The organism is Streptomyces sp. NPDC001980, assembly GCF_040296885.1.
GTDB lineage: Bacteria > Actinomycetota > Actinomycetes > Streptomycetales > Streptomycetaceae > Streptomyces.
Window position 1 is genome coordinate 1 of record NZ_JBEOYD010000018.1, and the last position, 26,611, is coordinate 26,611.

Consider the following 26,611-nt stretch of genomic DNA (forward strand, 5'->3'; position numbering starts at 1 on the left):
TGAAGAACCGCTGGAGTCCCGCTACACCAAACCCCGGTCCGTCAGGCACGGCCACTGGCGCGGTGACGGAAGTCATGGCGGGGGCCCGCTTCTCGTTGTCCGGTGGTCGTCGTGGTCGTCGTGGTCGTCGGGATTTCCGGGACGGAGGCCTACCGGAACATGGGGTGCCCGGGGGCTCGGGTGCGATCGGTTGCGGTCCCTGTGGTGCCGGCCCGCTCAGGGGCGTTCATGCCGGCGAGCAGGCGCAGGCGTTCCTCGGAGTCGCTGCCCGGCTGTGCGTGGTAGGTGACCAGGGTGTGCCCGTCGGTGCCCGGCAGCAGCAGCTTCTCGTAGTGCAGTTCCAGCGGGCCGACCTGGGGGTGACGGAGTCGGCTGACGCCGGTGGTCTTGTGCTTGACGTCCTGCCGGGCCCAGAGGGTGCGGAAGCGTTCGCTGCGCAGGGAGAGCTCGCCGACGATCTCGACCAGGCGCGGGTCTTCGATGTCCGCGCCGACGACCGAGCGCAGGTAAGGGACGACCCGGGCGGTCATGTCCTCCCAGTCCTCGTGGAGTTCCCGCATCTCCGGTTCCAGGAACGCGGCCAGGATGCCGTTGCGTCCCGGCGCGTTGAACGGTGAGAGGGCGATGGCGAGGCTGTTGGCGGCCAGGACGTCCATGTACCTGCCGTGGACGTACGCCGGGGTCAGCGGCCAGGAGTCGATGAGCGTGCGGATGCCGTCGCCTACCTTCTCCGGCCTGCGGGGCCGTCTGCGGCGCGGGCTCCTGCGGGTGGCGATCTCCAGCAGGTAGGCCGTCGCCTCCTCGTCCAGTTGCAGGGCTCGGGCGATGCTCCGCAGGACCTGCTCGGAGGGGTTCCTGTCGCGGCCCTGTTCCAGGCGGTTGTAGTAGTCGGAACTGATCCCGGCGAGGAAGGCGACCTCCTCGCGGCGTAGGCCCGGGACGCGCCGGTTGCCCGTGTCCCGGGCGTCGTCGGGCTGGACCAGTTCCCTGCGGGCGCGCAGGTACCGGCCCAGTGCGTTCGCATCTCCGGCGGCTGTCATATTGCCAGCGTACGGACGTGTTCCGGGCCTGTGGGTGGCCCTGCCGGTCCCAGTCTCAGCCCGTCCTGGTGCGTCCCCGAGCGCTCGGCGCAGTCTGACGGTGCAGTACGAGCGACCGGAGGAATGCGCCATATGTCCAAGATCTTCACCACCCCGTTCAACCGCGCCAGCACCGCCTCGGAGGTGGTCGAGGGCGTCGACCTGTCCGGCAGGCGGGCGATCGTCACGGGTGCCAACTCGGGTATCGGCGTCGAGACCGCCCGGGCCCTGGCTGCCCGCGGCGCCGAGGTCACGCTCGCCGTCCGCCGTCCGGAAGCGGGCGAGCAGGTCGCGGCCGACCTGCGCAAGGCCACCGGCAACGACGCGATCCACGTCGCCCGCCTGGACGTGGCCGACCTGGGCTCGGTGCGGGCGTTCACGGCCGCCTGGCAGGGCCCGCTGCACATCCTGATCAACAACGCCGGCATCATGATGCCGCCGGAGCTGGAGCGGGGCATCGCCGGGCACGAGCAGCAGTTCGCCACCAACTACCTGGGGCACTTCGCCCTGACTCTCGGGCTGCACCGCGCTCTCGCCGCCGGCGGCGGGGCGCGCCTGGTCTCGGTCTCCTCCACCGGCCACCTCTACTCGCCCGTGGTCTTCGACGACCTCGACTTCCGTTTCCGCCCGTACGACGCGCTCGCCGCCTACGGCCAGTCCAAGACCGCCGAGGTCCTGCTCGCCGTCGAGGCGCAGCGCCGCTGGTCCGGCGACGGAATCACGGCCAACGCCCTGCACCCCGGTGCCATCGCCACCAACCTCCAGCGCCACACCGGAGGCCTGCGGACCCCCGAGCCCTACCGCAAGACGGTCGGGCAGGGCGCCGCGACCACCGTGTTCCTCGCCGCTTCCCCGCTGGTCGAAGGGGTCGGCGGCCGTTACTTCGAGGACGTCAACGAGGCACCGCTCGTCCACGCCCGGCCCACCGAACCGGGCGTCCCCGGGGTGGCCCCCTACGCGCTGGACCCGGAGAACGCCGAGCGCCTGTGGGAGTTGGCGAGCGACATCGTCCGCTGACCGGCGGAAGCTGACCGGCGGAAGCTGACCGGCGGAAGGCGCCGGTCTGCCGTTTCCCATCCGCACCATCAGGTTCGTTTCCATCCGAACCATCAGCGTCGACGAAAGAACATCGCAATGACGACGACGATACGCGGGGTCGGTTTCATCGGTCTCGGTGACCAGGGCGGGCCCATGGCGGAAGCCATCGGTGAGCGCGGCTTCGCGCTGCACGTGTGGGCGCGGCGCCCGGCAGCGCTCTCGGCGGTGGAGAGGGTCCCGCACACCGTGCACGGCACCGTTGCGGAGCTTGGGGCGTCCGCCGAGCTGGTCGGGCTGTGCCTGCGCGACGACGCGGACATCTGGGATGTGCTGGACGGCCAAGGGCTGCTGGCCGCCATCGCCCCCGGAACGATCACCGTCAACCATGGCACCGGCGACCCCTCCGAGGTGCTCCAGCGAGGTCTGGCCGGCGCCGCCGGCCTCGTCGGCACCGCCCGCGTGGTCGCCCGCGCCCGGCGGCAGGCCGGGGCGCGCGAGGGGGACGCTGGGACCCGTAGTGCTGGGACCCGTGGTGCTGGGACGTTCGCGGGTCCTTGCGCTTCGTGACGCGGCTCAGGCCGCCGGGTGGATGCGTACGGGCAGGGACGCCCAGGAGCGCAGGGTGTTGTTGGGGTGGCGGCGTGGCGCAGCGGTGAGTTCGATGCGGTCGACGCGGCGGGCGAGCGCGGTGAGCAGGGTTTCGGCCTCCAGGCGGGCGACGTGCTGGCCGACGCACTGGTGGATGCCCATGCCGAAGCCGACGTGGCCGGAAGGGTCGCGGGTGAGGTCGAAGCGGTCCGGGTCGGCCCAGCGGGCGGGGTCGCGGTTGGCCGCGCCCAGGAACATGAGGATCTTCGTGCCCTCGGGGACCACGGTGCCGGCGATGGTCACGTCGGTGGTGGCGGTACGGAAGAAGGTCTGCACCGGTGACTGCCAGCGCACCGCCTCGTCGAAGGCGACCCGCGCCGACTCGGGCCGCTCGCGCAGTCGTTGCCACTGCTCGGGATGGGTGGCGAACGCGTACAGGCAGGCCGCGAGTCCGTGCACGGTGGTGTCGACTCCGGCGGTGAGCAGCGAGCGCACCACCAGCGGCGCCTGCTCGTGGGTGAGGTCGCCGCGGTCGGCGGCCGCCCAGATCCGCGCCCCGAATCCGTCCTCGGAAAGCGCAGCGCGGGCGCACTGGGCATTCACCCACGCCGACAGCTCGGCCACCCGGTGCGTGTCGGCCTTCACCAGGTCGTTCGCGGGCCCGAAGGCGTTGAAGGCCATGTTGCCGTACGGCAGCAGGTTCTCCCGGCCTTCGGTGCCGAGGCCCACGGCGTCGGGAAAGACCTGCAACGGGAAGGCACTCGCCAGGTGGGTGAAGGCGTCGAACTCCGTTCCCCTGCCGAGGACTTCATCGACCGTCTCCTCGGCCGCCGTCTGCCACGTCGCGCGCAGGCGGCGCAGCGCGGGCGGGGCCAGGATCTCTCGCAGCACCCGTCGCGGGGCGTCGTGCCGAGGCGGATCGGCCTCGATCAGCAGGCTCGCCGGGCGCCACGGCTTCTCCTGCCGGAAGTTCGCCAGTCCCACCCCGGCCCCCGACTCGAAGTGCTGCCAGTCCACCAGGGCGGCGTGCACCTCCTCGTAGCGGGCCAGAGCGTGGACGTCGTAGCGGGAGAGGTACACCACGGGCCCGGCGGTCCGCAGCTGGTGGTGGAGCTCTTCCGGTTCCTGCAGGACATCGAGGCCGAACGGGTCGGCATCACGGACGGGCGCGGCGGTGGCCGGCTCGGTGGTCTCGGACATGGCGGCTCCTGAGTACGGCTCCTGAGGACGGCTCCTGAGTACGGCTCCTGAGTACGGCTCGTGCCGAGGCGCATCAGAGATCGAGGACCAGGCGGTCGTCGCAGGAGCGGGACACGCACGGGAACATGCAGTCGTTCGCGGCCCTTTGGTGATCGGCGAGGACCGAGTCGCGGTGGTCGGGCCGGCCCTCGAGGACCGGGGTGAGACAGGTGCCGCAGGTGCCCTGCTCGCAGGAGGACAGCACCTCCACCCCGGCCCGGCGCACCGCCTCCAGCACCGAGGTGCCCGGGGCGACGGTGACCACGCGTCCCGTGCGCCGCAGGGCGACCTCGAACGGGGTGTCCCGCACCGGTGCGGCCTGTCCGGCGGCGGCGAACCGCTCGGTGCGCAGTGCGTACGGCGGCCAGTCGGCGCAGGCGGCCGCCACGGCGGCCAGGAGCGGTGCGGGACCGCAGCAGTAGACCTTGGTGTCCGGACGCGGGGTTCCGAGCCAGGAGGCGAGGTCGAGCAGTCCGCAGTCGTCCTGCGGGACGATGTGCACCCGCTCGCCGTACCCGGCCGACAGCTCCCCGGCGAAGGCCATGGACGCCCTCGCGCGTCCGCCGTAGAGCAACTGCCACTCGGTGCCGAGCAGTTCGGCCTGGTGGATCATCGGCAGCAGCGGGGTGATGCCGATGCCACCCGCGATGAACAGGTACTTCTCGGAGGGTGCCAGCGGGAAGTGGTTGCGCGGCCCGCCGACCCCGACCCGGTCGCCCGGGCGCAGCGCGTCGTGCACGAATGCCGAGCCGCCGCGGCCCCGCGGCTCACGCAGGACCGCGATCCGGTAGGTGTACGCGTCCCACCGGTTCCCGCACAGCGAGTAGTGCCGGATCATCCCCTGGGGCAGTACCAGTTCGATGTGGGTACCGGGTGTCCAGTCCGGCAGCCGAGCGCCCGCCGGATGGACGAGGTTCAGGGCGACCACGCCCTCGGCCACTTCCTCCTTGCCGGCGATCTCCAGCATCACGACCACGTCGTCGCCTCCCGTTCTTGGGCTGCAGGAAGGATGCGCGCGGCCATCCGGGAGGCGCGACGGCCTTCTCACTCAATGAGAGACGAAGGCGGGAGCCCTTCAGCCGTGCGGTCCGTGGGCACCCTGGGCCGCCAGGGCCCGGGAGATGCCGCGCGCCGCGGTGCGCACCACCGGCACGACGGATGCCGCCCCGTCGTCGTGGGGGACGACCACCGACAGGGCGGCCACCACGCCACCCCGGCTGTCGCGTACGGGCGCCGCTACGCCGAGGGCGTCCTGGTGGAAGTACCCCGGGCAGTAGGCGTACCCCTGCTGCCGGACGGCGGCGAGCGTGGCACGCAGTGCGGTGGCCGTGGTGATGGTGTGGGGTGTGTAGGCGTGCAGCGGCCCGGTGAGGATGCGTTCCTGCAGGTCGACGGGTCCGTGGGCGAGCAGCACCAGCCCGCTGGAGGACGCGTGCAGCGGCAGCCGGCCCGCGACGCGCGTGTAGTTGATGACGGCTCCCGGCGCGGTGAGCCGTTCCAGGAACAGGACCTCGTCGCCCTCCAGCACCCCGATCTGGACGTGGTTGCCCACCACGTCGTGCACGCCCTCCATGATCGGCATCGCCGCGTCCCGCAGCGACAGGGTGGGCGAGGCCCGTGTCCCCAGCTCCCACAGCCGGACGCCGATCCGGACCCGGCGGTCCGCGTCCCGCGCGAGGAACCCGTGCGACACCAACTCGGCCACCAGCCGCGAAGCGGTCGCCAAGTGCAGTCCCGTGCGCCGGGAGATCTCGGAGACGGTGAGAGCCGGCGCGTCCGGCGTGAACGCCTCGAAGATCCGCACCGCCCGCGACAGGACCGACTCACCCGTAGGTGTCCTCACCGGACCAGGATCGGCCTCCTGACCGCGTGGGTCCACGGGTGTGCACCTGTTCGGCAGGTGCGCCGGCCGACCGCCGGGAGCGGGGCGCTCCCGGTGGCGCGCCGGGACCGGCCCGGCGGTCCACCAGGTCGTCGGGGCCCGGCGGGCGTCGAGCTGAGCGCGGCTCACTCCCGTACCCCCGCGAGTTCCGCCGCACCCCGTCGCAGGGCGGGCCACGCGGTGGCGACGGCGGCGGTCGCGGCGAGGATCGCGCAGGCTCCGGCGGTCGCACCCATGGCCGTCCACGGCAGCCGGACCGGGACCGGCGCCGACAGCAGGCGCAAGGCCCGCCACATTCCCGCCAGTTCGAGCACCGCGACCAGCAGCCCCAGCAGCGCCCCGACCACGACCACCGTCAGCGCCTCGGCGCCGACCAGCCGCAGCACCTGCCCCCGGGTGGCCCCGGCCAGCCGCAGCGCGGCCAGCTCGCGCACCCGGTCGGCGGTCGCCATCACCATGGTGTTGACCAGGGAGATCCCGGTGTAGACGAGTGCGATGCCGAGGACCAGGAGGAAGCCGAGCCGGGTGGTCCGGTCGGTCTGCGGGTGGGTCGCCGCGACCCACTGGTCCGCGGTGAGCACTCGTCCGCCGCTCGCCCGGACCGCCTTCCGCAGTCCGGCGGCCACCCCGTCCGCGTCCGCGCCGTCCCGCAGGGCCACGTCGACCCGGTCGACGGCCGCGCCCGAGGCGTTGGCCGGGGTGACGTACACGCCGTTGTCGCCGGTGCCCGTCCGCAGCACGGCCGCGATGCGCAACGTCTTCCGGGTGCCGTCGCCCAGCCACACCCGGACCCGCTGCCCGACGGTGTGCCGCTCCCACTCCTCGTTGACGATGATCGAACCGTCGTCGAGGCCGGTGGTCCGGCCGGAGGCGAGCGGGAGGCGGGCGGTGGCCGCCAGCGCGGCCGGATCGGCGGCCCGGGCGTCGGACCTGATCAGGGCGACCCCGTCCTCCAGCACGTACACCGCGCTCGCCGCGCTCGCCGACACCTCGGCGCCGGGCACCGCGCGCACCGCGCGGAGCGTCGCCTCGTCGAACCCGGCGCTGTCCGGGGGCGTGACGACGAAGGCCGCGGTGGTCCGGTCGCGGGTCTCGGCGGCCCGGGCCGCGTTCAGGTTCGCGGTGGCACCGAGCAGCGAGCCGGCGAGGGCGACGGTCACCAGCACGGGCGCCGCGACGGCCGCCGTACGACGTACCCCGGCGGCCGCGTGCTCGCGCACCAGCAGCCCCGTGGCGCCGGGGAGCCGGGCCGGGACCCCGGTGAGCAGCCGGACCAACGGACGGACCAGGACGGGCGAGAGCAGGGCGACCGCCGTGATCAGCACCATCGGCCGGCTCACATAGGTCTTGCGGTGCAGCAGGTCGCCGGGGGCGTCGAGGGCCTGCAGCACGGCCGCCGTCAGCAACAGGCCCGCACCGCACAGCAGGCGCCCCCGGGCCATCGGCCCGCTGTCCACGTCCGCCTCGCGCAACGCCTCCGTCGGCCCGGTCCGGCCCGCCCGCCAGGCCGCGGCGGCCGCGCCCAGCAGGGCGACGAGCAGACCGGCCGAGAAGGCCGCGCCGTACGGCCAGGTGGGGCCGCCGATCCGGAACCAGCCCGGAGCGAGTCCGCCGTCGACGGTCCAGCGGGCGAGGCGGGGTGCGCCGTACCTGCCGAGCACGCAGCCCACCGCCGAGGCGAGCGCCCCGACCAGCAGGGCCTCGGCCAGCACCGTCCTGCGGAGCTGCCCGGGTGTCGCCCCGGCGGTGCGCAGCAGGCCGAACTCGCGGCGGCGCTGGGCGACCGCGAAGGCGAAGGTGGACGCTACCACGAAGACCGACACGAAGGCGGTGACCCCGCCGGCGGTGCCGAACAGGGCGTTCAGCGCGGTCAGCGCCTCGCGGTCGCGGTCCGGGTCCGGGTCGGCGAGACGCCGGCCGTCGCCGGTGAGGACCTGCACGCCCGGGACGCCCCGCACCGCGTTCCGTACGGCCGCCGGTCGCGCGGTCACGACCAACTGGGTGCTGCGGGGCGCCAGTCGTGCCGCCCGCGCGTCGGTGTAGAAGACGGCGTGCTCGAAGCCGCGGTCGGCGACGGTGCCGACGACGGTGACGCTGCCGTGGTCCGTGCGGAGGGTGCGGCCGGGCTGCGCCCAGCTCCCGGTGACGACGACCTCGCGGGCGGTGCGCGGCGCGCGGCCCGAGGTGATCTCGTACGGCGCGAAGGCGGCGACCGGCCAGGGGTGCCCGACGAGATCGCCGGGTCCGTTCTCCGCCCGCACGGCGAAGGTGCGGTCGAAGGTGACCTTGCCGAGCCTCTCCAACTCGGCGACGGCGGTGGCGGGTACGGCACGCGGCTGGGCGAGCTGCTGGGTGCGGGTGCCGATCGGGGTGGCGACCCGCAGGGTGTCGGCACCCTTGACGACGACCGGGGCGGCGGCGAACCGCTCCGGGGCGCGCCGCGGCGCGTCCAGCGAGGAGGCGAGCGCCAGGCCCATCACGGTGAGCAGGGCCACGCCCAGCGCGAGGGCGACGAAGCTGCCGACGAAGGTGACCCGGCGGGCGCGCAGGGTGTGCAAGGCGACGCTCAGCACGGCTGGGCCTGCGGCTTGGACGGGTCGTCCTTCAGCGGGGACGGCTGGATCTGCGGCTTGGACGGGTCGGCTTCCAGTGCGGACGGCTGGGCCTGCGGCCTGGACGGGTCGTCCTTCAGCGGGGACGGCTGGGGCTGCGGCCTGGACGGCAGGGCCTCCAGCCCGGTCAGGCGTGTGGCGATGTCGGCGGCGGGTGCGCCGGTCAGTTCGCCGCTCACCCGGCCGTCGACGAGAAAGACGACGCGGTCGGCGTAGGAGGCGGCGACCGGGTCGTGGGTGACCATGACGGTCGTCCGGTCCTCGTCGTCCACCATGGCGCGCAGCAGTGTCAGCACCGTGTGGCCGGCCTGCGAGTCCAGGGCGCCGGTCGGCTCGTCGCCGAACAGGATGTCGGGGCGGGTGATCAGGGCGCGGGCCAGCGCGACGCGCTGCTGCTGCCCGCCGGACAGCTCGCTCGGCCGGTGCCGTGCGCGGTCGGCGAGTCCGACCCGGTCGAGGACCTCGCGGACCCGAGCCCTCGGGGGACGGCGCCCCGCCAGCCGCAGCGGCAGCGCCACGTTCTGCTCGGCGGTGAGCGAGGGCAGCAGGTTGAACGCCTGGAAGACGAAGCCGACGCGCTCCCGGCGCAGCAGGGTCAGCTTCGTCTCGCTCAGCCCGGTCAGCTCGGTCCCGCCCAGCAGGACGGACCCGGAAGTCGGCCGGTCGAGGCCCGCCGCACACTGCAGCAGGGTCGACTTGCCGGAGCCGGACGGCCCCATGACGGCGGTGAAGGTTCCCCTCGGAAAGTCCAGGGAGACCTCGTCGAGCGCGGTGACGGCGCGGTCGCCGGAGCCGTGACGTCTGCTGACGGAACGCAGGTTGATGGCGTCCATGGGTCCTCACGTGTCGGTTCGATCGATGGCGGTACGGCCACGAAACCGTTCGGGGGCGGGGCGGCGCAGTGCGGCAGGACCGAGAGCCGGGGTAGGGCCAGGCATACCCCTGCTCCGGCGGCTGGACGGATGGCCGCGTCCCCCGCCCGCCGCCTACGGTGACCGGATGCAGCCCCGTCCCCGCAGCGTCTGGCAGGCCATGGCCGGGCCCGGCTTCCTGATCTCCTCCTGGCCCTGGCGGGCCGCCGGTTACCTGCTGACCGGCGCGGTGACCGGAGCCGTACTCCTGGTGGGACTGGTGGCCGCGGTCACGGTCGGCGCGGTGCTCGCCGTCGTACTCGTCGGGCTGCCGCTGCTGCTCCTCACGGCGCTCGCGGGCCTTCCGGTGGCCTCGCTCGAACGGCGCCGGCTGCGGCTGGTCGACCGGGAGCGGGTGTACGACCCCCATGTCCGGCCGTCCGCCCCGGGACTGCGGGCGTGGCTCGCGACCCGGCTGCGGGAGCGGGCGACCTGGCGCGAGCTCGGCCATGCGCTGCTGTTCGCGGGCCTGTTGTGGCCGGTGGACGCGCTCGCCGTGACGCTCGCGCTGCTCTGCCCGCTGTCGATGGCCGCCACCCCGCTGCTGCTGGCCACGGTCGGCGACGGCCGGGAGACGAAGGTGCTGAAGGCGTGGACGGTCACCGGCTGGCCGGGCGCCTTCGGCATCGCGCTGGCCGGGGTGCTGCTGCTGGCTCTCGGCGGCTATGCGCTGGGTGTGGCGGCCGGTGCGCGGGCCGGTCTCGCCCGGCTGCTGATCGCGCCGCGCGAGGCCGAGTTGGGGGACAGGGTCGTCGAACTGGCGCGGTCCCGGGCGCGGTTGGTGGACGCCTTCGAGGCGGAACGGCGGCGCATCGAGCGCGATCTGCACGACGGGGCCCAACAGCGCCTGGTCGCCCTGTCGATGACCCTGGGCCTGGCCCGCCTGGACGCCCCGCCGGGACCGCTCGCCGACCAGCTCGCCAAGGCCCAGCGGGAGGCGGGTGAGGCGCTCGCCGAGCTGCGGGAGATCGTGCACGGGATCCATCCGAAGGTGCTGGCCGACCATGGCCTGGAGGCGGCGGTGGCGGATGCGGCGGATCGGACGGCCGTTCCTGTGGACGTCGGATTCCGGCTGCCCGGGCGGCTGCCGGAGGCGGTCGAGGCGGCCGCGTACTTCGTGGTGCGGGAGGCGCTCGCCAACGTCGACCGGCACAGTGGTGCGGGCCGCGCCGAGGTGACCGGCGGGCACCGGGACGGCCGGCTGCACCTGGAGGTGCGCGACGACGGCCGCGGCGGCGCGGACGCCGGGGCGGGCAGCGGCCTCACCGGACTGGCGGACCGGGTGTCCGTCCTCGATGGCAGACTCTCCCTGTCCAGCCCGCCGGGCGGACCGACCCTGCTGCGTGTGGAGTTGCCGTGCGAGCCGATCGACCTCTGCGCGTAGTCCTGGCCGAGGACGGCGTCCTGCTGCGGGAGGGGATCGCGGGGCTGCTGGGCCGGTTCGGTCATGAGGTGGTCGCCGCGGTGGGGGACGCGGAGGCGCTGGTCGCGGCGGTCGAGGAACACGCGCCCGACGTCGTCGTGACGGACGTGCGGATGCCGCCGGGCTTCCAGGACGAGGGCCTGCACGCGGCGGTGCGGCTGCGCGCGGCCCGGCCGACGCTGCCGATCCTGGTCCTCAGCCAGTACGTGCAGCGCAGTTACGTCGCCGAACTCCTCGACTCCGGGGACGGATCGGGCGTCGGGTACCTGCTCAAGGACCGGGTGGGGCAGGTGGCGGAGTTCGTCGCGGCGTTGGGGGAGGTGGCCGACGGGGGGACGGTGGTCGACCCCGAGGTGGTACGGCAACTGCTGCGCCGGCGCCGGGATCCGCTGGAGCGGCTGTCACCGCGGGAGCGGGAGGTGCTCGCGCTGGTCGCCGAGGGGAAGTCGAACGGGGCGATCGCGAGAGAGCTGGTGGTCTCGGAGGCGGCGGTGGGGAAGCACATCGGGGGGATCCTGACGAAGCTGGACCTGCCGCCGGCGGAGGATTCGCACCGGCGGGTGCTGGCTGTGCTGGCGTATTTGAGGGCGTGACCTCTTTTCAGGGGCCTTGTTCAGAGGCCTTGTCCAGGAGCCTTGTTCAGGGTGCTCCGTGGTGTTTTCGGCTGCGGGTGCGTCGTGGTTGCTCGCGCAGTTCCCCGCGCCCCTGTTGAGGTGGGACCAGTGGACCCACCTTCTTGGGGGCGCGGGGAACTGCGCGAACCGCCCCCACCCGCCCACGGACGGACCACGGCGTAGCCCCCCCAAACCACCCCGAAGTTATCCACAGGGTCTGACGGCTTTCGGCCCCCACCTGTACCGTCTCCACGAGTTGATGTTCGTGCGTGTGCGTGCGTGGAGTACGGGGGAGGCGGTCGACGTGACCGGAGTGGAAGAGCCGACGGCGGTCGGCGGGCGCAAGCTGCCCGCGCCGAAGGGCTTTGCGCAGTGGCCTTCGCAGGGCTCCCCCAAGGAGGAGGGCAAGGCGCTGCGTTCGGCGGTGCCGCGCCGCAGCCATGACGCCCTGGATCTGGACGGCTCCCGTCCCGACGCGGTCCGCGCGGTCGAGGAGTCCAACCGGGACCGCATCCCGGAGCTGATCCCGATAAGGGTCGGCAGGATGGCGGCAAGCCCGTTCGCGTTCCTGCGCGGCTCGGCCGGCCTGATGGCGCACGACCTGGCCCGCACCCCGATGACCCGGATCGCCACCCAGATCTGCGGCGACGCCCACGCGGCCAACTTCGGCCTGTACGGCGACCCGCGCGGCGACCTCGTCATCGACCTGAACGACTTCGACGAGACGGTGCTCGGCCCCTGGGAGTGGGACCTCAAGCGGCTCGCCGCCTCCCTGGTGCTGGCCGGCCGGGGGGCGGGCGCCGACGAGGACATGTGCCGCAAGGCGGCGGGCGACGCGGCCGGCGCCTACCGCCGCACCATGCGCCTGCTGGCCAAGCTCCCGGTGCTGGACGCGTGGAACGCGATCGCGGACGAGGAGCTGGTCTCCCACTCCGACGCCCACGACATGATCGGCACCCTGCGCCGGGTCTCGGAGAAGGCCCGCGCCAACACCAGCGGCCGGTTCGCGGCCCGCTCCACCGAGCCCACCGAGGACGGCGGCCGCCGCTTCGTGGACGCCGTGCCGGTGCTGCGCCGGGTCCCGGACGCGGAGGCGGAGGCGGTCACCGCCGCCCTGGAGCACTACGTGACCACGCTCTCCGAGGACCGTCACCCGCTGCTCGCCCGGCACACCCCGCACGACGTCGCCTTCCGGATCGTCGGCACCGGCAGCGTCGGCACCCGCTCCTACGTCGTCCTCCTCCTCGACCACCGCGGCGAGCCGCTGATCCTCCAGGTCAAGGAGGCCCGCCCGTCCGCGCTCGTCCCCCATCTCGCCACGGCCGGCTTCGAGACGCCGGCCGTGGACCACGAGGGCCGCCGGGTGGTACTCGGCCAGAAGCGGATGCAGGTGGTCAGCGACATCCTGCTCGGCTGGACCACGGTGGACGGCCGCCCGTTCCAGGTCCGCCAGTTCCGCAACCGCAAGGGCAGCGTCGACCCGGCCGCCCTGTCCCCCGACCAGATCGACGACTACGGCCGGATGACCGGCGCCCTGCTGGCCCGCGCCCACTCGCACAGCGCCGACCCGCGCCTGATCGCCGGCTACTGCGGCAAGAACGAGGAGCTGGACGAGGCGATCGCCGCGTTCGCGGTGACCTACGCCGACCGCACGGAGGCGGACCACGAGGAACTGGTGACCGCGGTGCGGGCGGGACGGATAGCGGCGGAGCTCGGGGTGTGATCCGCGTGATCTCCGGCTTCCGGCCTCCGGTATCCCGAGAGGTGCTGACGTGAAGTACGTCGAAATAGACGAGGGCGCGGCCGCGGTCTCCATCGACCCCGGCCCCTACCTGGCGCGGCTGCCGGAACTGGCCGCCGGCCTGCCGCCCGGCGCCCGCGCCTTCGCCACCGACCCGCGCCACTACGAGTTCGGCGGCCGCCGCTGTGTGAAGGACCTGCGCCCGCTGGACATGCGCCGCACGGCCCCCGCCGACATGGAGATCCGCTTCCGCCACAACTGCTTCAAGCACGACGAGGACCTGATCGTCCGCTACGCGGGAGTCTCCCGCTTCCAGACGGACATCCTGGGCGCCTGCGACCTCACCTCGCTCGGCGAGGTGATCCTCGACGAGATCCTCCCGCACCCCGGCGGCTGCACCCACGAGCTGGCCTGCCGCCCCGGCACCCTCGTCGTGGCCTGCACCGATCTGGTCGCCGAGTGGGTCCTGGCCACCGCCGACGGCGACAGGCCCTAGGCTGGTCGGGTGACGACCCCGGAAGCTGAGCAGTCCCAGGCACCGCGGCCCGAGGAACGGCTGGAGCAGGCCGTGCGGGCCGCCGAGCAGGCGTTGATCGAGTACGAGATCGCGGTCGAGACGTTCCGCGTCGAGGTGGAGAACTTCTCCCGCCTGCACGAACAGAAACTCGGCCCCCTCTACCTCCGCATCGAGGAGCTGGACGCGCGGATCGCCGAGGCGAAGGCCGCCCGTACCGGCGACCCCGAGGACATCCGCGCCGCCGAGGAGGCCCGGGCCCGGGTCCTGCCCATCCCCGGTGTCGAGGAGCTGCTGAACGGCTGGATGGACGGTGACGGCCTGTTTCCGGAAGCCGTCGCGATGCTCACCGAGCAGGAGGTCCGGCCTCCGCAGCGGGTCCGCCCCAGCGAGGAGGCCCGCCGGCTCTACCGCGAGCTGGCCCGCAAGGCCCATCCCGACCTGGTGCAGGACGAGGCCGAGCAGGCGCGGCGCGAGGAGTTCCTCAGCCGGGTCAACGCGGCCTACGCCCGCGGCGACGAGGCCCTGCTGCGCGAGCTGGCCGAGGAGTGGGCGGCCGGCCCCGTCCCGCCGGAGCGCAGGCCGAGCCGGGCCGAGGAGCTGTACGCCCGTCTGGAATGGCTCTCCGAGCGCAAGGAACTGCTCGGCCTGGTCGCCAAGGAGCTGGAGAACGGCCCCATCGCCGGCCTGCTCCGGCTGGCCCCGGACGACCCCGACGGCCTCCTCGACGAGATCGCCGAGCGGCTCCGGAAGGACGTGACCGAACGCGAGGCGGAACTGGCGGCCCTGCTGACCCAGGAGTAGCCCTCCGCCGCGGTCGGGTAGCGTCGGGGACATGAACTTCGCAGCGCGTGTGCCCACGGTCGAGGTCGCGGACCTCAAGGACGGCGACTTCCTGCTGGACGTCCGCGAGGACGACGAGTGGCAGGCGGGCCATGCGGCCGGTGCCCTGCACATCCCGATCAGCGACTTCGTGGCCCGCTACGGCGAACTCACCGAGGCGGCCCCGCAGGACGCCCGCGTCCACGTCATCTGCCGCTCCGGCGGCCGCTCGGCCCAGGTCACGATGTACCTGGTCCAGCAGGGCATCGACGCCGTGAACGTGGACGGCGGCATGCAGGTGTGGCAGGCAGCGGGCCGCGAGGTCGTCACGGACGGGGGAGAACCGGGCTTCGTCGTCTGAGGGGAACCTGATGGCGCCGGCGCTGGAGAGCCCCTTCAGGGGCGCGGGGCTGTATTCGATATGCGGCTTCCGCCGCGTGGGCGCGACCAGCCCCGTCCGGCCCGCAGGTCACCTACGACCGAACGCCCCCTTCCCCATCCACTACCCCAGCGGATGCGCAGCGAGCAGATCCCCCAACGCCTCCTCGTGAACCCCGGCGCCCCCGAGCGCCAGCTCGATCTGCTTCGCCCACGCGTGATACCGGTGCAGCACATACTCGGTGTCGGCCCCGAACCCGCCGTGCAGATGCTGCGCGGTCTGCACCACCCGCCGCACCCCCTCGGCCGCCCAGATCTTCGCCACCGCCACGTCCCCGGCCGTCGGCAGCGCCCCGGCCGCCGCCGACGCGATCCGCCACGCCGCCTGCCACAGCGTCGCCTCCATGGCCCGCAGGTCGATGTACCGGTCGGCGGCCTGCACGGCCACCGCCTGGAACGTGGCGATGGGATACCCGAACTGCTCCCGCTTCCCGGCGTACTCGCCGGTCATCCGCAGCACCCGCTCACCCACCCCGAGCGCCAGCGCACACGTCCCGGTCAGCAGCAGCTCCCGCAGCCACTCCCAGGCCCCCTCCGCCGTCACCACGTCCCGCTCCGCGACCCGCGCCGACTCCAGCCGCAGCTCCCCGAGCCGTTCCCCGCTGGTCGACACCTGCTCGGCGACCGTGACCCCGGCCGCAGCCCCCTCGCCGCCCGGCGCCACCAGCGCCAGCACGCTCCGGTCCGCCTCGGTGCGCGCCGGTACGACGACGAGATCGGCGTCGTACGCCCACGGCACCGCCGTCTGCACCCCGTCCAGCACCCACTTGTCACCGTCCCGCCGGGCGGTCACCGCCAGCTCGGCCGGGTCGTGCCCGGTGCGCCCGCTCGCGGCGACGGTCAGCACCGGCTCGCCCCGCCCCGCCCGCGCCGCCAGCCGGTCCCGCAACTCCGCCGTCCCGTACCTCTGCACGGCCGCCAGGGCCGCGCTGTGCTCCAGCAACGGCACCCTCGCCAGCACCTTCGCCGACTCCCGCAGCACCAGACACAGCGCGATGGCGTCCAGACCGGCGCCGCCGTACTCCTCGCCCAGCAGCAGGCTCAGCAGATCCGCGCCCGCCAGCCTGTCCCACAGTTCCCGGTCGAAGCCCTCGGCCACGGCGCCGGTGGTCAGCGCCGGGCTCGGCACCGCGTCCGGTGCCACCCCGGCGAACACCCCCCGTGCAGCCTCGGCCGCCGCCAACTGCTCCTCGGTGAAGGTGAAGTCCACGGTCCTGTCCTCCCGGCGGGTCCCCGCTGATCTGACGGTCCGTCAAGATAGAACAGGTTCTAGAAGAAGGGAACCCAAAACCCCTGCGATCACCAGCTCTTCCCGTCATAGGCTGACGGCCGTTGTCCGCCGATGGGGGACGGACAGACGAGGGAGGACACATGGGGATCCGCAGCCTGACCCGTACCGAGGCCGAGTACCGGGCCGCACTGATCGCGGTCGAGCGGTACGACGTCGACATCGACCTCACCGCACTCCCGGACGGACCGGAGATCCGCTGCGTCTCCACGGTCACCTTCAGCTGCTCCGAGCCGGGCGCGGAGACCTTCGTCGACTGCGCGGCCGAGGTCCGCTCCGCCACCCTGAACGGCAGCCCTCTCACCCCCTCCGGTGACGGCCGGATCCCGCTGCCCGGCCTGGCCGCGCACAACGTGCTGCGCGTCGAGAGCGTCCAGGCCGACACCGCCGCCGGCCAGGGCGTGCACAAGGCCACCGACCCCGCCGACGGCGAGGTGTACGTGTGGACGAGCTTCGAACCCGACGAGGCCCGTTTCGTCTGGGCCTGCTTCGACCAGCCCGACCTCAAGGCCCCGCACGCCTTCACCGTCACGGCCCCGGCCGCCTGGACCGTCCTCAGCAACTCCGGTGACCCGCGGATCGAGGAGCAGGGCGCGGCCCGCCGCTGGAGCTTCCCGGACACCCCGCCGCTGTCCGTGTACAACACCGTCGTCAACGCCGGCCCCTTCCACGGGATCCGTCGCGAGGCCGACGGCCACGACCTCGGGATCTACGCACGCCGCTCGCTCGCCGAGGTCCTGGAACGCGACGCCGACGAGATCTTCACCCTCACCCGGCAGGGCCTCGCCTTCTACGCGGAGGCCTTCGCGATGCCGTTCCCGCAGCGCACGTACGACCAGGTCTTCATGCCCGAGTTCGGCGGCGCGATGGAGAACTACGGCTGCGTGACCTGGTCGGACGCCTTCCTGCGGCGGGCCGAGCCGACACCCGCCGAGCGCGAGCTGCTCGCGGTGGTGCTGCTGCACGAGATGGCGCACATGTGGTTCGGCAACATCGTCACCATGCGCTGGTGGGACGACCTCTGGCTGAACGAGGCCTTCGCCGAGTTCGCCTGCCACTGGGCCGCCGAGGGCGCCACCCGCTACACCGACGCCTGGGCGGGCCACCTCCTCAGCGGCAAGGTCAGGGCGTACCTCTCCGACCAGGGCCCGGTCTCGCACCCGATCCACCAGCCCATCCACGACGTCGCCCAGGCCGCGTCGATCTTCGACAACATCACCTACCCCAAGGGCGCCTCCGTCCTCCTCCAGCTGATGACCTACGTCGGAGAGGACCGCTTCCGCACCGGCATGGCCGCCTACTTCGCCCGTCACGCCTGGGGCACCACCACCCTCCAGGACCTGATCGACGCCCTCGCCGAGGCCAGCGGCCGCGACCTGACCGGCTGGCGCAAGGCCTGGCTGGAGAGCGCCGGCTCCGACCGCTTCACCCTGGAGCGCGACGGCGACACCGTCACCCTGCTCGCCGACGGCAACCCGCGCCCCCAGGTCCTCGCGGTCGGCGCGTACGACCGCGCCGGCGACGCCCTGGAACGCGCCGCGCTGGTCCGCGTCGAGGTCACCGAGGCCCGCACCCCGGTCACCGGCCTTCCCGCCACGTCCGACCTCCTCCTCGTCAACGACGACGACCTCACCTTCGCCACCACCCGCCCGGACCCCACCGCCCGGGACACCCTCTTCCGCGCGGCGGCTCAGCTGCCCACGGCGATCTCCCGGGGCGTGGCCGCCGCCACCGTCTGGGACATGCTCACGGCCGGTGAGGCCACGGCGGCCGAGGCCGGCCGCTGCCTCACCGCGGTCCTCGCCGCCGAGACGTCCGACGCCGTGATCGAGCCCTACCTCACGCTCGCCACCACCATCGCCGAACTCTGGGCCCCGCCCGCCGAACGCCCCGCGCTGACCGAGGCCGTGGCCGCGGCCTGCCGTCGGCTCGCCGCCGACCCGGGCCGCCGCCAGGTCGCCCTGCGCGGCCTCGCCCGCACCGCGACCGGTGCCGAGGACCTGGCCTGGCTCCGCGAACAGGCCGGCGACGACGTCGACCTGCGCTGGCGCGCCCTCGTCCGCGAGGCCGAACTCGGCGGCGACGTCACCGGCGAGTCCGCCGCCCTGCTCGAACGCGACGCCGACCCCGACGCCTGGGTCCGCGCCCTCACCGTCCGGGCCGCCCTCCCCGACCCGGCCGCGAAGGCCGAGGTCTGGCAGCGGCTGGTCGTGGACCGCGAGGTGCCCGTCGCGTCGGTCTCCCCGGTGGCGGCCGCCTTCTGGCGCCCCGGCCAGGACGCCCTGCTCGCCCCCTACACCGAGCGCTACCTGGCCGCGATCCCCGAACTGCACCAGGGCGGCATGATCCCGGCGATGACCTACACCTCCCACCTCTTCCCGCCGTACGCCATCGATGCCGTGTACATCGAGAGGGTCCGTCGGGCGGCCGGGGAAGCGCCCCCCGTGGTCCGCAAGACCCTCCTGGAACGCGCGGACGCCGTCCACCGCATGCTCCGCGCCCGGGGCGCGAACGACTGATCCCGGGCGGGGAAGCCTGGCTGGGGCAGGCCGGCCGGGGTCCCGTCCGATCGCTCGGCCCCGTCCGATCGTTCGGTTCCGGCCGATCCCATGGTCGCCGGGCCCGTACCGACGATCAACCCCTGTGGAAAACCTCGGCCGCGACCTGTGGAAAACTCGCGGAAGCGTGGTCGGTGGGCGGGCTCGGACGCCGTATGACCTGGGGTGATCTCGGACGGCGGGCACCGGTGCCCCGGATCGGAAGGGCCGACGGCCGTGCCCGGAGTGGCGATGGCCACGCCGTCGGGCTGGTCCCCGGGGCTGCGCCCGGTGGCCGGTGCTGAGTACCGTTCCGTGCGAGTGCCGGGCAGCGGCACACCGGGCGGCGCCGGATCGGCGGCCGCCCGGACGACGCGGCGGAATCGGGGAACGGGGCGGCATGGACGACGCGTACGACGAGGGCGTGGACGCCCGGCACGGGCCGGACGCCCCGAGCGGGACGCGTGCGGAGCCGGAGCCCGCCCCACCGGCCCGTCCGGCCCCTCCGGAGCAGCCGCCACCCGGCCCACCGGCCCCGCCGGCGGATTCCCTCGCTCCCTCTCGTACCGGCGTCGCCGCCTTGTCCCCCCGCTACCAGGTCGGTGCGGCCCTCGCCGTCGCCCTGGTAGCGGTCGCCGCCTGCGTGCACCTCGGGATGGTGTTCCTGAGCCTGGCACCGGCGAACACGGTGACCAAGCAGCACGGCAAGGCGATCGAGGACTGGGTGTACCCGGAGTTCGAACAGAACTGGAAGCTCTTCGCGCCGAACCCGCTGCAGCAGAACATCGCCGTGCAGGTACGCGCCGACGTGCTGATGCCGGACGGCACCACGACCACCACCGGCTGGAACGACCTGTCCGCACAGGACGGCAGGGCCATCGACGGCAGCCTGGTGCCCAGCCACACCGTGCAGAACGAGCTGCGCCGGGCCTGGGACTTCTTCACCTCCACGCACGGCACCGACAACCGCCCGATCGGCCTGCGCGGCTCCCTGTCCGAGCAGTACCTGCGCCGGATCGTCGTGATGCGCATGTACAAGGGGGACGCCACGAGCCAGAAGGGCACCATCGAGCGCGTGCAGGTCCGCTCCAGCACCACCAACGTGACCCCGCCGGACTGGAGCGGCGAGAAGGTCTCCGACACGCCCGTCTACCGGGTGCTGCCCTGGTGGACGGTCACGGCGGACGAAGCGAACGGCGGTGTGCGGTGAACCGTCTCGCCCTGTGCCTGTCCCGTGCCGTCGCCCGGGTCACCGAGGCGGCGCTCGGCCCGTACCAGACGGCCGTCGTCCGCATCGGCTTCGCCACCACCTGGCTGCTGTTCCTGCTGCGCGAGTACCCGCACCGCCAGGAGCTGTACGGTCCCCACGCCACCTGGAGCTTCGACCTCGCCCAGCAGCTGACCGCCGACAACCACGCCTTCACGGCGCTGCTGGCCTCCGACAGCCAGGCCTTCTTCGAGGTCTTCTACTTCCTCGCCGTCGTCGCCGGCGTGCTGCTGCTGGTGGGCTGGCGGACCCGGGCCACGTCCCTGCTCTTCATGATCGGCGTGCTGTCCCTCCAGAACCGCAGCGTCTTCGTGGGCGACGGCGGCGACAACGTGCTGCACCTGATGTCCTTCTACCTGGTGTTCACGCGCTGCGGCCAGGTGTGGTCCCTGGACGCGCGCCGGGCGGCCCGCGGGAGCGCCGCACGCGCGCGTGGCGAACGCGTGGCCCCCGACCTGGTGGGCCCCGCCCTGTGGGCGGTGTCGGGTCTCGTCCTGCTCGCGGGGGCCCTCACCGGCCGCACCGGCGGCGGCTGGCTGGTCCCGGCCGTGTTGTGGGCGACCTGGGCGGGCACCGCCCTGTGGTGGGCGGCCGACCGTTGGGGGCGCACGTCCGAGCCCCGGATCCTGCTCGACGTCATCGCGAACATCCTGCACAACGGCGCCCTGTTCGTGATCATGGCCGAGGCCTGCCTGATCTACGCCACCGCCGGCTGGTACAAGATCCAGGGCTCCCGCTGGGAGGACGGCACCGCCGTCTACTACCCGCTCCACCTGGACTACTTCTCGCCCTGGCCGGCCCTCGCGGATCTGCTGTCCGCCAACGGCACGATGGTGATGCTGGTGACCTACGGGACGGTCATCGTGCAGGTCGCCTTCCCGTTCACGCTGTTCAACCGGCGGGTCAAGAACGTGCTGCTGGCCGCGATGATGACCGAGCACGCGGTGATCGCGGTCGTCCTGGGCCTGCCCTTCTTCTCGCTGGCCATGATCGCGGCGGACTCCGTTTTCCTGCCGACACCCTTCCTGTACCGGATCGGCGGCTGGGCGGCACGCGCGCGTGACCGTGTTCTCCGCCGGACCGCACCAGAGCTGCCCGTACAGCGCTCACCGGAGCCCGACGAACAGCCCCGCGTAGGCTTCGGGGCATGACCGACCCCCTGGACCACTGGGCGCGGCTGGCCGGCACTGCAGTGCTCCTCGACGGCTTCCACGCCCTCAAGCACGCGCTGCGCTTCGGCGCGGAGGTGCCGGTGGCGGTCACGACGGACCGGGCGGCGGCGCTGGCCCTGGCCGAGGAGCTGGCGCCGGACGTACGGGAGGCGCTGGCCGCGCTGCTGACGGAGGTGCCCGCGCAGACGTACGCGTCCCTGGTCCCGCGCCCGCACCCCACGGCCGTGGCCGCCCTGGCCGTACGGCCGTCCCGCGAGGCCAACCTGCGCGAACTGGCCCGCGTCCCGCGCACGGCCCCGGTCGTGGTTCTCGACGAGCCGCGCAACCTGGGCAACGCGGGCGCGGTGATCCGCCTCGCGGCAGGCTTCGGGGCGACCGGCGTCATCACGACCGGCACCCTCGACCCCTGGCACCCGACGGTCGTCCGCGGCGGCGCGGGCCTCCACTTCGCGACGGCGGTGGAGCGGATGCCGGTGCCCGACCTCCCGTCGGGCCCCCTGTTCGCCCTGGACCCGGAGGGCGAGGACATCAGGGCGACGAAACTCCCGGACGACGCGATCCTCGCCTTCGGGTCCGAGCGGACGGGACTCTCGGCCGACCTGCGCGCGCGAGCCGACCACTTGTTGCGGCTGCCGATGCGCCCTCAGGTGAGCAGCTACAACTTGGCGACGAGCGTGGCGATGACGCTGTACCACTGGAGCGCTTTGCAGGGGGCGTGAGCCGGAGCGCTCCGTAAGGGGCGCGGGGCTGTTCCGGATATGCGGCTGCCGCCGCGTGGGCGCGACCGGCCACGTCGGCGACAGCCAGGAAGGGTGTCTGCCGCTGATGTCGGCCGGTCGCGCGCCCCGCGCGCCTACGCCTCCCGGCGCACCTCGATCACCCGGAACCGGTTCGCCACGAACGCCCCGTCGCACAGGGCGGCGTTCGCCGCCGGGTTGCCGCCGGAGCCGTGGAAGTCGGAGAAGGCGGCCGTCTGGTTGACGTACACCCCGCCCACCAGGTTCAGCGACAGCTGGGCCGCCTCCTCCAGGCAGACCTCCTCCACCGCGCGCTCCACGTCGGCGTCGACCGTGTACGCGCCGACCGTCATCGCGCCCTTCTCGCGGACCGTCCGCCGCAGCAGCTCCACCGCGTCGGCGGCGGAGTCGACGGCGACGGCGAAGGACACCGGGCCGAAGCACTCGCTCATGTAGGCGGCCTCGTCGTCCGGCTTGGCGCCGTCCAGCTTCACGATCACCGGCGTGCGCACGACCGCGCCCGGGAACTCCGGGTTGGCGATCTCGCGGGAGGCGAGGGCGACCTCGCCGAGCCCGGCGGCGGCCTCCAGGCGGGCCTTGACGTCGGGGTTGACGATGGCGCCGAGCAGGGCGTTCGCACGGGCGTCGTCGCCGAGCAGGCCGTCGACCGCGCGGGCGATGTCGGCGACCACCTCGTCGTAGGTCCTCGGGCCCTCGTCGGTGCGGATGCCGTCGCGGGGGATCAGCAGGTTCTGCGGGGTGGTGCACATCTGGCCGCTGTAGAGGGAGAGCGAGAAGGCCAGGTTGGAGAGCATCCCCTTGTAGTTGTCGGTCGACTCGACCAGCACCGTGTTGACGCCGGCCTTCTCGGTGTACACCTGCGCCTGCCGGGCGTTCGCCTCCAGCCAGTCGCCGAAGGCGGTCGAGCCGGTGTAGTCGATGATCCTGATCTCGGGGCGGGTCGCGAGCGTCTTGGCGATGCCCTCGCCGGGGTGTTCCGTCGTCAGCGCCACCAGGTTCGCGTCGAAGCCGGCCTCGGTGAGGACCTGGCGGGCGACCTGCACGGTGAGGGCCAGCGGCAGCACCGCGCGCGGGTGCGGCTTCACGAGGACCGCGTTGCCGGTGGCGAGGGAGGCGAACAGGCCCGGGTAGCCGTTCCACGTCGGGAACGTGTTGCAGCCGATGACCAGCGCGACGCCGCGCGGGACCGGCGTGAACGCCTTCGTCAGCGCGAGCGGGTCGCGCTTGCCCTGCGGCTTGGACCACTCGGCCGTGTCGGGGGTGCGGACCTGCTCCGTGTAGGCGTAGGCCACCGCCTCCAGGCCGCGGTCCTGGGCGTGCGGGCCGCCCGCCTGGAACGCCATCATGAAGGCCTGGCCACTGGTGTGCATGACCGCGTGCGCGAACTCGTGCGTCCGGTCGCTGATCCGCTTGAGGATCTCCAGACACACCACCGCGCGCGCCTCCGCGCCCGCGTCACGCCACGCGCGCTGCCCCGCCCGCATCGCCGGCAGCAGTGTGTCGACGTCGGCATGCGGGTAGGTCACGCCCAGCTCGATGCCGTACGGGGAGACCTCGCCGCCGGTCCAGTCGTCGGTGCCGGGCTGGCCGAGGTCGATGCGGTTGCCGAGGAGGGCGTCGAAGGCGGCCTTGCCGGCCGCCGCGTCCAGGCTGCCGTGCTCGCCGTAGGCCTTGGGGTGTTCGGGGTGGGGGGACCAGTACGCGCGCGTGCGGATCGCCTCCAGCGCCTGGTCAAGCGTGGGCCGGTGCTTGGCGATCAGCTCGTGCACGGTGAGTTCGGCGGTCATGCGGGACCAACTCCTCGTCTGATGAGCTTCCCCTTGAAGCTCATGACCTGGGCGGAAACGGCCGGACAGAGTTAGAGTAACCGAACGATCGGTCGGGACAAGGGGGCCTGCCGCATCTGTGGAAAACCCCGTGCGGGAGGATCGCGCACATGACAGCACTCGACCTCAGCAGCACCGTGGGCGTCGTCGGCACCGGCACCATGGGCCAGGGCATCGCCCAGGTCGCACTCGTCGCGGGCCATCCCGTCCGGCTGTACGACACCGTCCCCGGGCGGGCCGGGGAGGCGGCCGCGGCGATCGTCGCCCGCCTCGACCGGCTCGTAGAGAAGGACCGGATGACGGCCGCCGCCCGGGACGCCGCCCGCGCCCGGCTGCTGCCGGCCGGCGAGCTCACCGAGTTCGCCGACTGCACGCTGGTCTTGGAGGCCGTCCTGGAGCGGCTGGAGGCCAAGCAGGAGCTGTTCCGGGCCCTGGAGGACATCGTCGGCGAGGACTGTCTGCTCGCCACCAACACCTCCTCGCTGTCGGTGACGGCCATCGGCGGCGCCCTCCGCAACGCCTCCCGCCTGGTCGGCCTGCACTTTTTCAACCCGGCCCCGCTGCTGCCGCTGGTGGAGGTCGTCTCCGGGTTCGCCACCGACGTCACGTCGGCCACGCGCGCGTACGAGACCGCCCGCTCGTGGGGCAAGACGCCGGTCGCCTGCGCGGACACCCCCGGCTTCATCGTCAACCGCATCGCGCGGCCCTTCTACGCCGAGGCGTTCGCGGTCTACGAGGCGCAGGCCGCCGACCCGGCCACCATCGACGCGGTGCTGCGCGAGTGCGGCGGCTTCCGGATGGGCGCCTTCGAACTGACCGACCTGATCGGCCAGGACGTCAACGAGTCCGTCACGCACTCCGTGTGGCAGGCGTTCTTCCAGGACGTCCGCTTCGCGCCCTCCCTGGCCCAGCGCCGGCTGGTCGAGTCCGGCAGGCTCGGCCGCAAGACCGGGCACGGCTGGTACGACTACGCGGACGACGCCGAGCCCGCCGAGCCGCACACCGCCGAGCCCGCCGACCGGCCCGCCTACGTCGTCGCCGAGGGCAGCCTGGGCCCCGCGGCCGAGCTGCTCGGGATGATCCGCGAGGCCGGCATCCAGGTCCGCGAGGAGGACGAGGACCACGGCACCCGGCTGGTGCTGCCCAGCGGCGGCCAGCTGGTCCTCGCCGACGGCCAGACCTCGGTGGAGTTCCGGGACGTCGTCTACTTCGACCTCGCCCTCGACTACCGCCGCGCCACCCGCATCGCCCTGTCCGCGGGCCACGACACCCTGCCCCAGACCCTCGGCGAGGCGATCGGCCTCTTCCAGGCGCTCGGCAAGCAGGTCAGCGTCATCGGCGACGTGCCCGGCATGATCGTCGCCCGCACGGTCGCCCGGTTCGTCGACCTCGCGCACGACGCCGTCGCCAAGGGTGTCGCCACCGAGGAGGACATCGACACCGCGATGCGCCTGGGCGTCAACTACCCGCTCGGCCCCTTCGAGTGGAGCCGCCGCCTGGGCCGCGACTTCGCCTACGACCTCCTCGACGACCTGCACCTGCGCGATCCGAGCGGCCGCTACGCGCCCTCCCTCGCGCTCTACCGGCACGCCTACGCCACCGAGAAGCGGGAGGGCGCCTCATGACCACCGCCAAGCGCGACACCTACACCCCCGAGACCCTGCTCTCGGTGGCCGTCCAGGTCTTCAACGAGCGCGGCTACGACGGCACCTCCATGGAGCACCTCTCCAAGGCGGCCGGCATCTCCAAGTCGTCGATCTACCACCACGTCGCCGGCAAGGAGGAGCTGCTGCGCCGCGCGGTCAGCCGGGCCCTGGACGGCCTGTTCGCGATCCTCGACGAGGAGCACGCGCGCGTGGGCCCCGCCGCCGACCGCCTGGAACACGTCGTGCGGCGCATGGTCGAGGTGCTGATCACCGAACTGCCGTACGTGACGCTGCTGCTGCGGGTGCGCGGCAACACCGACACCGAGCGGTGGGCGCTGGAGCGGCGCCGGGACTTCGACCACCGGGTGGCCGACCTGCTGAAGGCGGCCGCCGCCGAGGGCGACATACGCGGTGACGTCGAGGTGCGCCTCGCGACCCGGCTGGTCTTCGGCATGGTCAACTCGATCGTGGAGTGGTACCGCCCGGACGGGCGCGGCGCGAGCGAGCGCGAGGTCTCCGAGGCGGTCGCCCGGCTGGTCTTCTCCGGCCTGCGCGCGCACTGACGTCACCTGGTCCTCAGCTGTCCTCCGGCTCCAGGTCCTCCTCCTCGAACACCAGCAGGGTGCGGGTGCTGAGCACCTCGGGGATGGCCTGGAGGCGGGTCAGCACCAGCTCGCGCAGCGCCCGGTTGTCGGGCGTGTGCACCAGGAGCAGGACGTCGAAGTCCCCGCCCACCAGGGCGATGTGGGAGGCGCCGGGCAGCTGCCGCAGCTGCTCGCGCACGGTCCGCCAGCTGTTCTGGACGATCTTCAGCGTGATGTACGCCGAGGTGCCCTGGCCGGCCCGCTCATGATCCACGCGGGCGCCGAAACCGCGGATCACCCCGTCCTCGACGAGCCGGTTGATACGCGCGTAGGCGTTGGCGCGCGAGACATGGACGCGTTCGGCGACCGACCGTATCGAGGCCCGGCCGTCCGCCTGCAGGATCTGCAGGATGTCCTGATCAATGGCGTCCAGCGGGCGGGCGGGCGGCAGCGTCGCGCGGTCCTGCGGGCCTTCGGCCATTTGTTCAGGTGCCATGTCCCCCCACCTCCCTACCATGGACGTACTGCGTTCATTCCAGGTTGTGGAGAACCGTTTGTCCACAGCCTGGAGGTGCCTGTAGCCAAAATGTGCCGACGACCGAACAATCGGTAGGTGGGACGGGTCACAGGCG

Annotated in this window: 23 protein-coding genes; 14 read left to right on the top strand and 9 right to left on the bottom strand. The window is 73.2% G+C overall.

The features are described 5' to 3' along the window. Positions 1-149: 149 nt before the first annotated feature. A complete protein-coding gene (locus ABT137_RS26275) occupies positions 150-1,040 on the bottom strand; it encodes a helix-turn-helix transcriptional regulator (RefSeq protein WP_351712982.1) in 891 nt (296 codons plus the stop codon). Positions 1,041-1,172: 132 nt separating this feature from the next. On the opposite strand from ABT137_RS26275, the gene ABT137_RS26280 reads away from it, so the two are divergent. Beyond that, a complete protein-coding gene (locus ABT137_RS26280) occupies positions 1,173-2,096 on the top strand; it encodes an SDR family NAD(P)-dependent oxidoreductase (protein WP_351712984.1) in 924 nt (307 codons plus the stop codon). Between the two features lie 117 nt (positions 2,097-2,213). Next, positions 2,214-2,684 carry an NAD(P)-binding domain-containing protein gene (locus ABT137_RS26285; RefSeq protein ID WP_351712986.1) on the top strand — a complete coding sequence of 157 codons (471 nt, stop codon included), beginning with the start codon at positions 2,214-2,216 and terminating at the stop codon, positions 2,682-2,684. A 6-nt stretch (positions 2,685-2,690) separates the two neighbouring features. On the opposite strand, the gene ABT137_RS26290 is transcribed toward ABT137_RS26285, so the two are convergent. From ABT137_RS26290 to ABT137_RS26310, 5 genes are all read right to left on the bottom strand, one after another. Further along, positions 2,691-3,905 (bottom strand): cytochrome P450, encoded by a 1,215-nt coding sequence (locus ABT137_RS26290; protein ID WP_351712988.1) that lies wholly within the window; start codon positions 3,903-3,905, stop codon positions 2,691-2,693. A gap of 73 nt (positions 3,906-3,978) precedes the next feature. Then, positions 3,979-4,911: a PDR/VanB family oxidoreductase gene (locus tag ABT137_RS26295; RefSeq protein ID WP_351713283.1), complete on the bottom strand. Its 933-nt coding sequence runs from the start codon at positions 4,909-4,911 to the stop codon at positions 3,979-3,981. A gap of 108 nt (positions 4,912-5,019) precedes the next feature. Further along, positions 5,020-5,787, bottom strand: coding sequence for an IclR family transcriptional regulator (locus tag ABT137_RS26300; RefSeq protein ID WP_351712990.1), 768 nt, complete (start codon positions 5,785-5,787; stop codon positions 5,020-5,022). A gap of 164 nt (positions 5,788-5,951) precedes the next feature. Continuing rightward, positions 5,952-8,399, bottom strand: a complete 2,448-nt coding sequence (locus ABT137_RS26305) for an ABC transporter permease (RefSeq protein WP_351712992.1) — start codon at positions 8,397-8,399, stop codon at positions 5,952-5,954. After that, a complete protein-coding gene (locus ABT137_RS26310; RefSeq protein ID WP_351712994.1) occupies positions 8,393-9,271 on the bottom strand; it encodes an ABC transporter ATP-binding protein in 879 nt (292 codons plus the stop codon). Before ABT137_RS26310 ends, ABT137_RS26305 begins: the two co-directional genes overlap by 7 nt. A 166-nt stretch (positions 9,272-9,437) precedes the next feature. Here ABT137_RS26310 and ABT137_RS26315 point away from each other — a divergent pair, with 166 nt between their 5' ends. From ABT137_RS26315 to ABT137_RS26340, 6 genes are all read left to right on the top strand, one after another. After that, positions 9,438-10,733 carry a sensor histidine kinase gene (locus ABT137_RS26315; protein WP_502984577.1) on the top strand — a complete coding sequence of 432 codons (1,296 nt, stop codon included), beginning with the start codon at positions 9,438-9,440 and terminating at the stop codon, positions 10,731-10,733. Then, positions 10,706-11,365 (top strand): response regulator transcription factor, encoded by a 660-nt coding sequence (locus tag ABT137_RS26320; protein WP_351712996.1) that lies wholly within the window; start codon positions 10,706-10,708, stop codon positions 11,363-11,365. Before ABT137_RS26315 ends, ABT137_RS26320 begins: the two co-directional genes overlap by 28 nt. Positions 11,366-11,645: 280 nt before the next feature. Beyond that, positions 11,646-13,109, top strand: a complete 1,464-nt coding sequence (locus ABT137_RS26325; protein WP_351712998.1) for a DUF2252 domain-containing protein — start codon at positions 11,646-11,648, stop codon at positions 13,107-13,109. A 49-nt stretch (positions 13,110-13,158) separates the two neighbouring features. Further along, positions 13,159-13,623 (top strand): hypothetical protein, encoded by a 465-nt coding sequence (locus ABT137_RS26330; protein WP_351713000.1) that lies wholly within the window; start codon positions 13,159-13,161, stop codon positions 13,621-13,623. A 9-nt stretch (positions 13,624-13,632) separates the two neighbouring features. Next, a complete protein-coding gene (locus ABT137_RS26335) occupies positions 13,633-14,445 on the top strand; it encodes a hypothetical protein (protein WP_351713002.1) in 813 nt (270 codons plus the stop codon). Positions 14,446-14,494: 49 nt separating this feature from the next. Further along, complete coding sequence (locus ABT137_RS26340) at positions 14,495-14,824, top strand: rhodanese-like domain-containing protein (RefSeq protein ID WP_351713287.1); 330 nt, start codon at positions 14,495-14,497, stop codon at positions 14,822-14,824. A gap of 141 nt (positions 14,825-14,965) precedes the next feature. Here the strand turns inward: ABT137_RS26340 and ABT137_RS26345 are convergent, their stop codons facing one another. Next, positions 14,966-16,111 carry an acyl-CoA dehydrogenase family protein gene (locus ABT137_RS26345; RefSeq protein WP_351713004.1) on the bottom strand — a complete coding sequence of 382 codons (1,146 nt, stop codon included), beginning with the start codon at positions 16,109-16,111 and terminating at the stop codon, positions 14,966-14,968. Positions 16,112-16,272: 161 nt separating this feature from the next. Here ABT137_RS26345 and pepN point away from each other — a divergent pair, with 161 nt between their 5' ends. The 4 genes from pepN (at position 16,273) to ABT137_RS26365 (ending at position 21,884) form a co-directional block, all read left to right on the top strand. Next, positions 16,273-18,708 carry an aminopeptidase N gene (gene pepN, locus ABT137_RS26350; RefSeq protein ID WP_351713006.1) on the top strand — a complete coding sequence of 812 codons (2,436 nt, stop codon included), beginning with the start codon at positions 16,273-16,275 and terminating at the stop codon, positions 18,706-18,708. A 418-nt stretch (positions 18,709-19,126) separates the two neighbouring features. Beyond that, on the top strand, positions 19,127-19,936 hold the full coding sequence (locus ABT137_RS26355) for a DUF5819 family protein (protein ID WP_351713008.1): 810 nt from the start codon (positions 19,127-19,129) through the stop codon (positions 19,934-19,936). After that, entirely contained in the window at positions 19,933-21,144 is a 1,212-nt protein-coding gene (locus tag ABT137_RS26360; RefSeq protein ID WP_351713010.1) for an HTTM domain-containing protein, read from the top strand. Before ABT137_RS26355 ends, ABT137_RS26360 begins: the two co-directional genes overlap by 4 nt. Beyond that, the gene (locus ABT137_RS26365; RefSeq protein ID WP_351713012.1) at positions 21,141-21,884 is read left to right on the top strand and encodes a TrmH family RNA methyltransferase; all 744 of its coding nucleotides are present in this window, start codon (positions 21,141-21,143) and stop codon (positions 21,882-21,884) included. Before ABT137_RS26360 ends, ABT137_RS26365 begins: the two co-directional genes overlap by 4 nt. A gap of 134 nt (positions 21,885-22,018) precedes the next feature. Here the strand turns inward: ABT137_RS26365 and paaN are convergent, their stop codons facing one another. Beyond that, positions 22,019-23,710, bottom strand: coding sequence for a phenylacetic acid degradation protein PaaN (gene paaN / locus ABT137_RS26370; RefSeq protein WP_351713014.1), 1,692 nt, complete (start codon positions 23,708-23,710; stop codon positions 22,019-22,021). Positions 23,711-23,859: 149 nt separating this feature from the next. Between paaN and ABT137_RS26375 the strand changes: the two genes are divergently transcribed. Both ABT137_RS26375 and ABT137_RS26380 read left to right on the top strand, forming a co-directional pair. After that, complete coding sequence (locus ABT137_RS26375; RefSeq protein ID WP_351713016.1) at positions 23,860-25,374, top strand: 3-hydroxyacyl-CoA dehydrogenase; 1,515 nt, start codon at positions 23,860-23,862, stop codon at positions 25,372-25,374. After that, a complete protein-coding gene (locus ABT137_RS26380) occupies positions 25,371-25,958 on the top strand; it encodes a TetR/AcrR family transcriptional regulator (protein ID WP_351713018.1) in 588 nt (195 codons plus the stop codon). Before ABT137_RS26375 ends, ABT137_RS26380 begins: the two co-directional genes overlap by 4 nt. Positions 25,959-25,971: 13 nt before the next feature. Here ABT137_RS26380 and ABT137_RS26385 read toward each other — a convergent pair whose 3' ends face one another. Then, a complete protein-coding gene (locus ABT137_RS26385; RefSeq protein WP_502984578.1) occupies positions 25,972-26,475 on the bottom strand; it encodes an Lrp/AsnC family transcriptional regulator in 504 nt (167 codons plus the stop codon). Between the last annotated feature and the right edge of the window lie 136 nt (positions 26,476-26,611).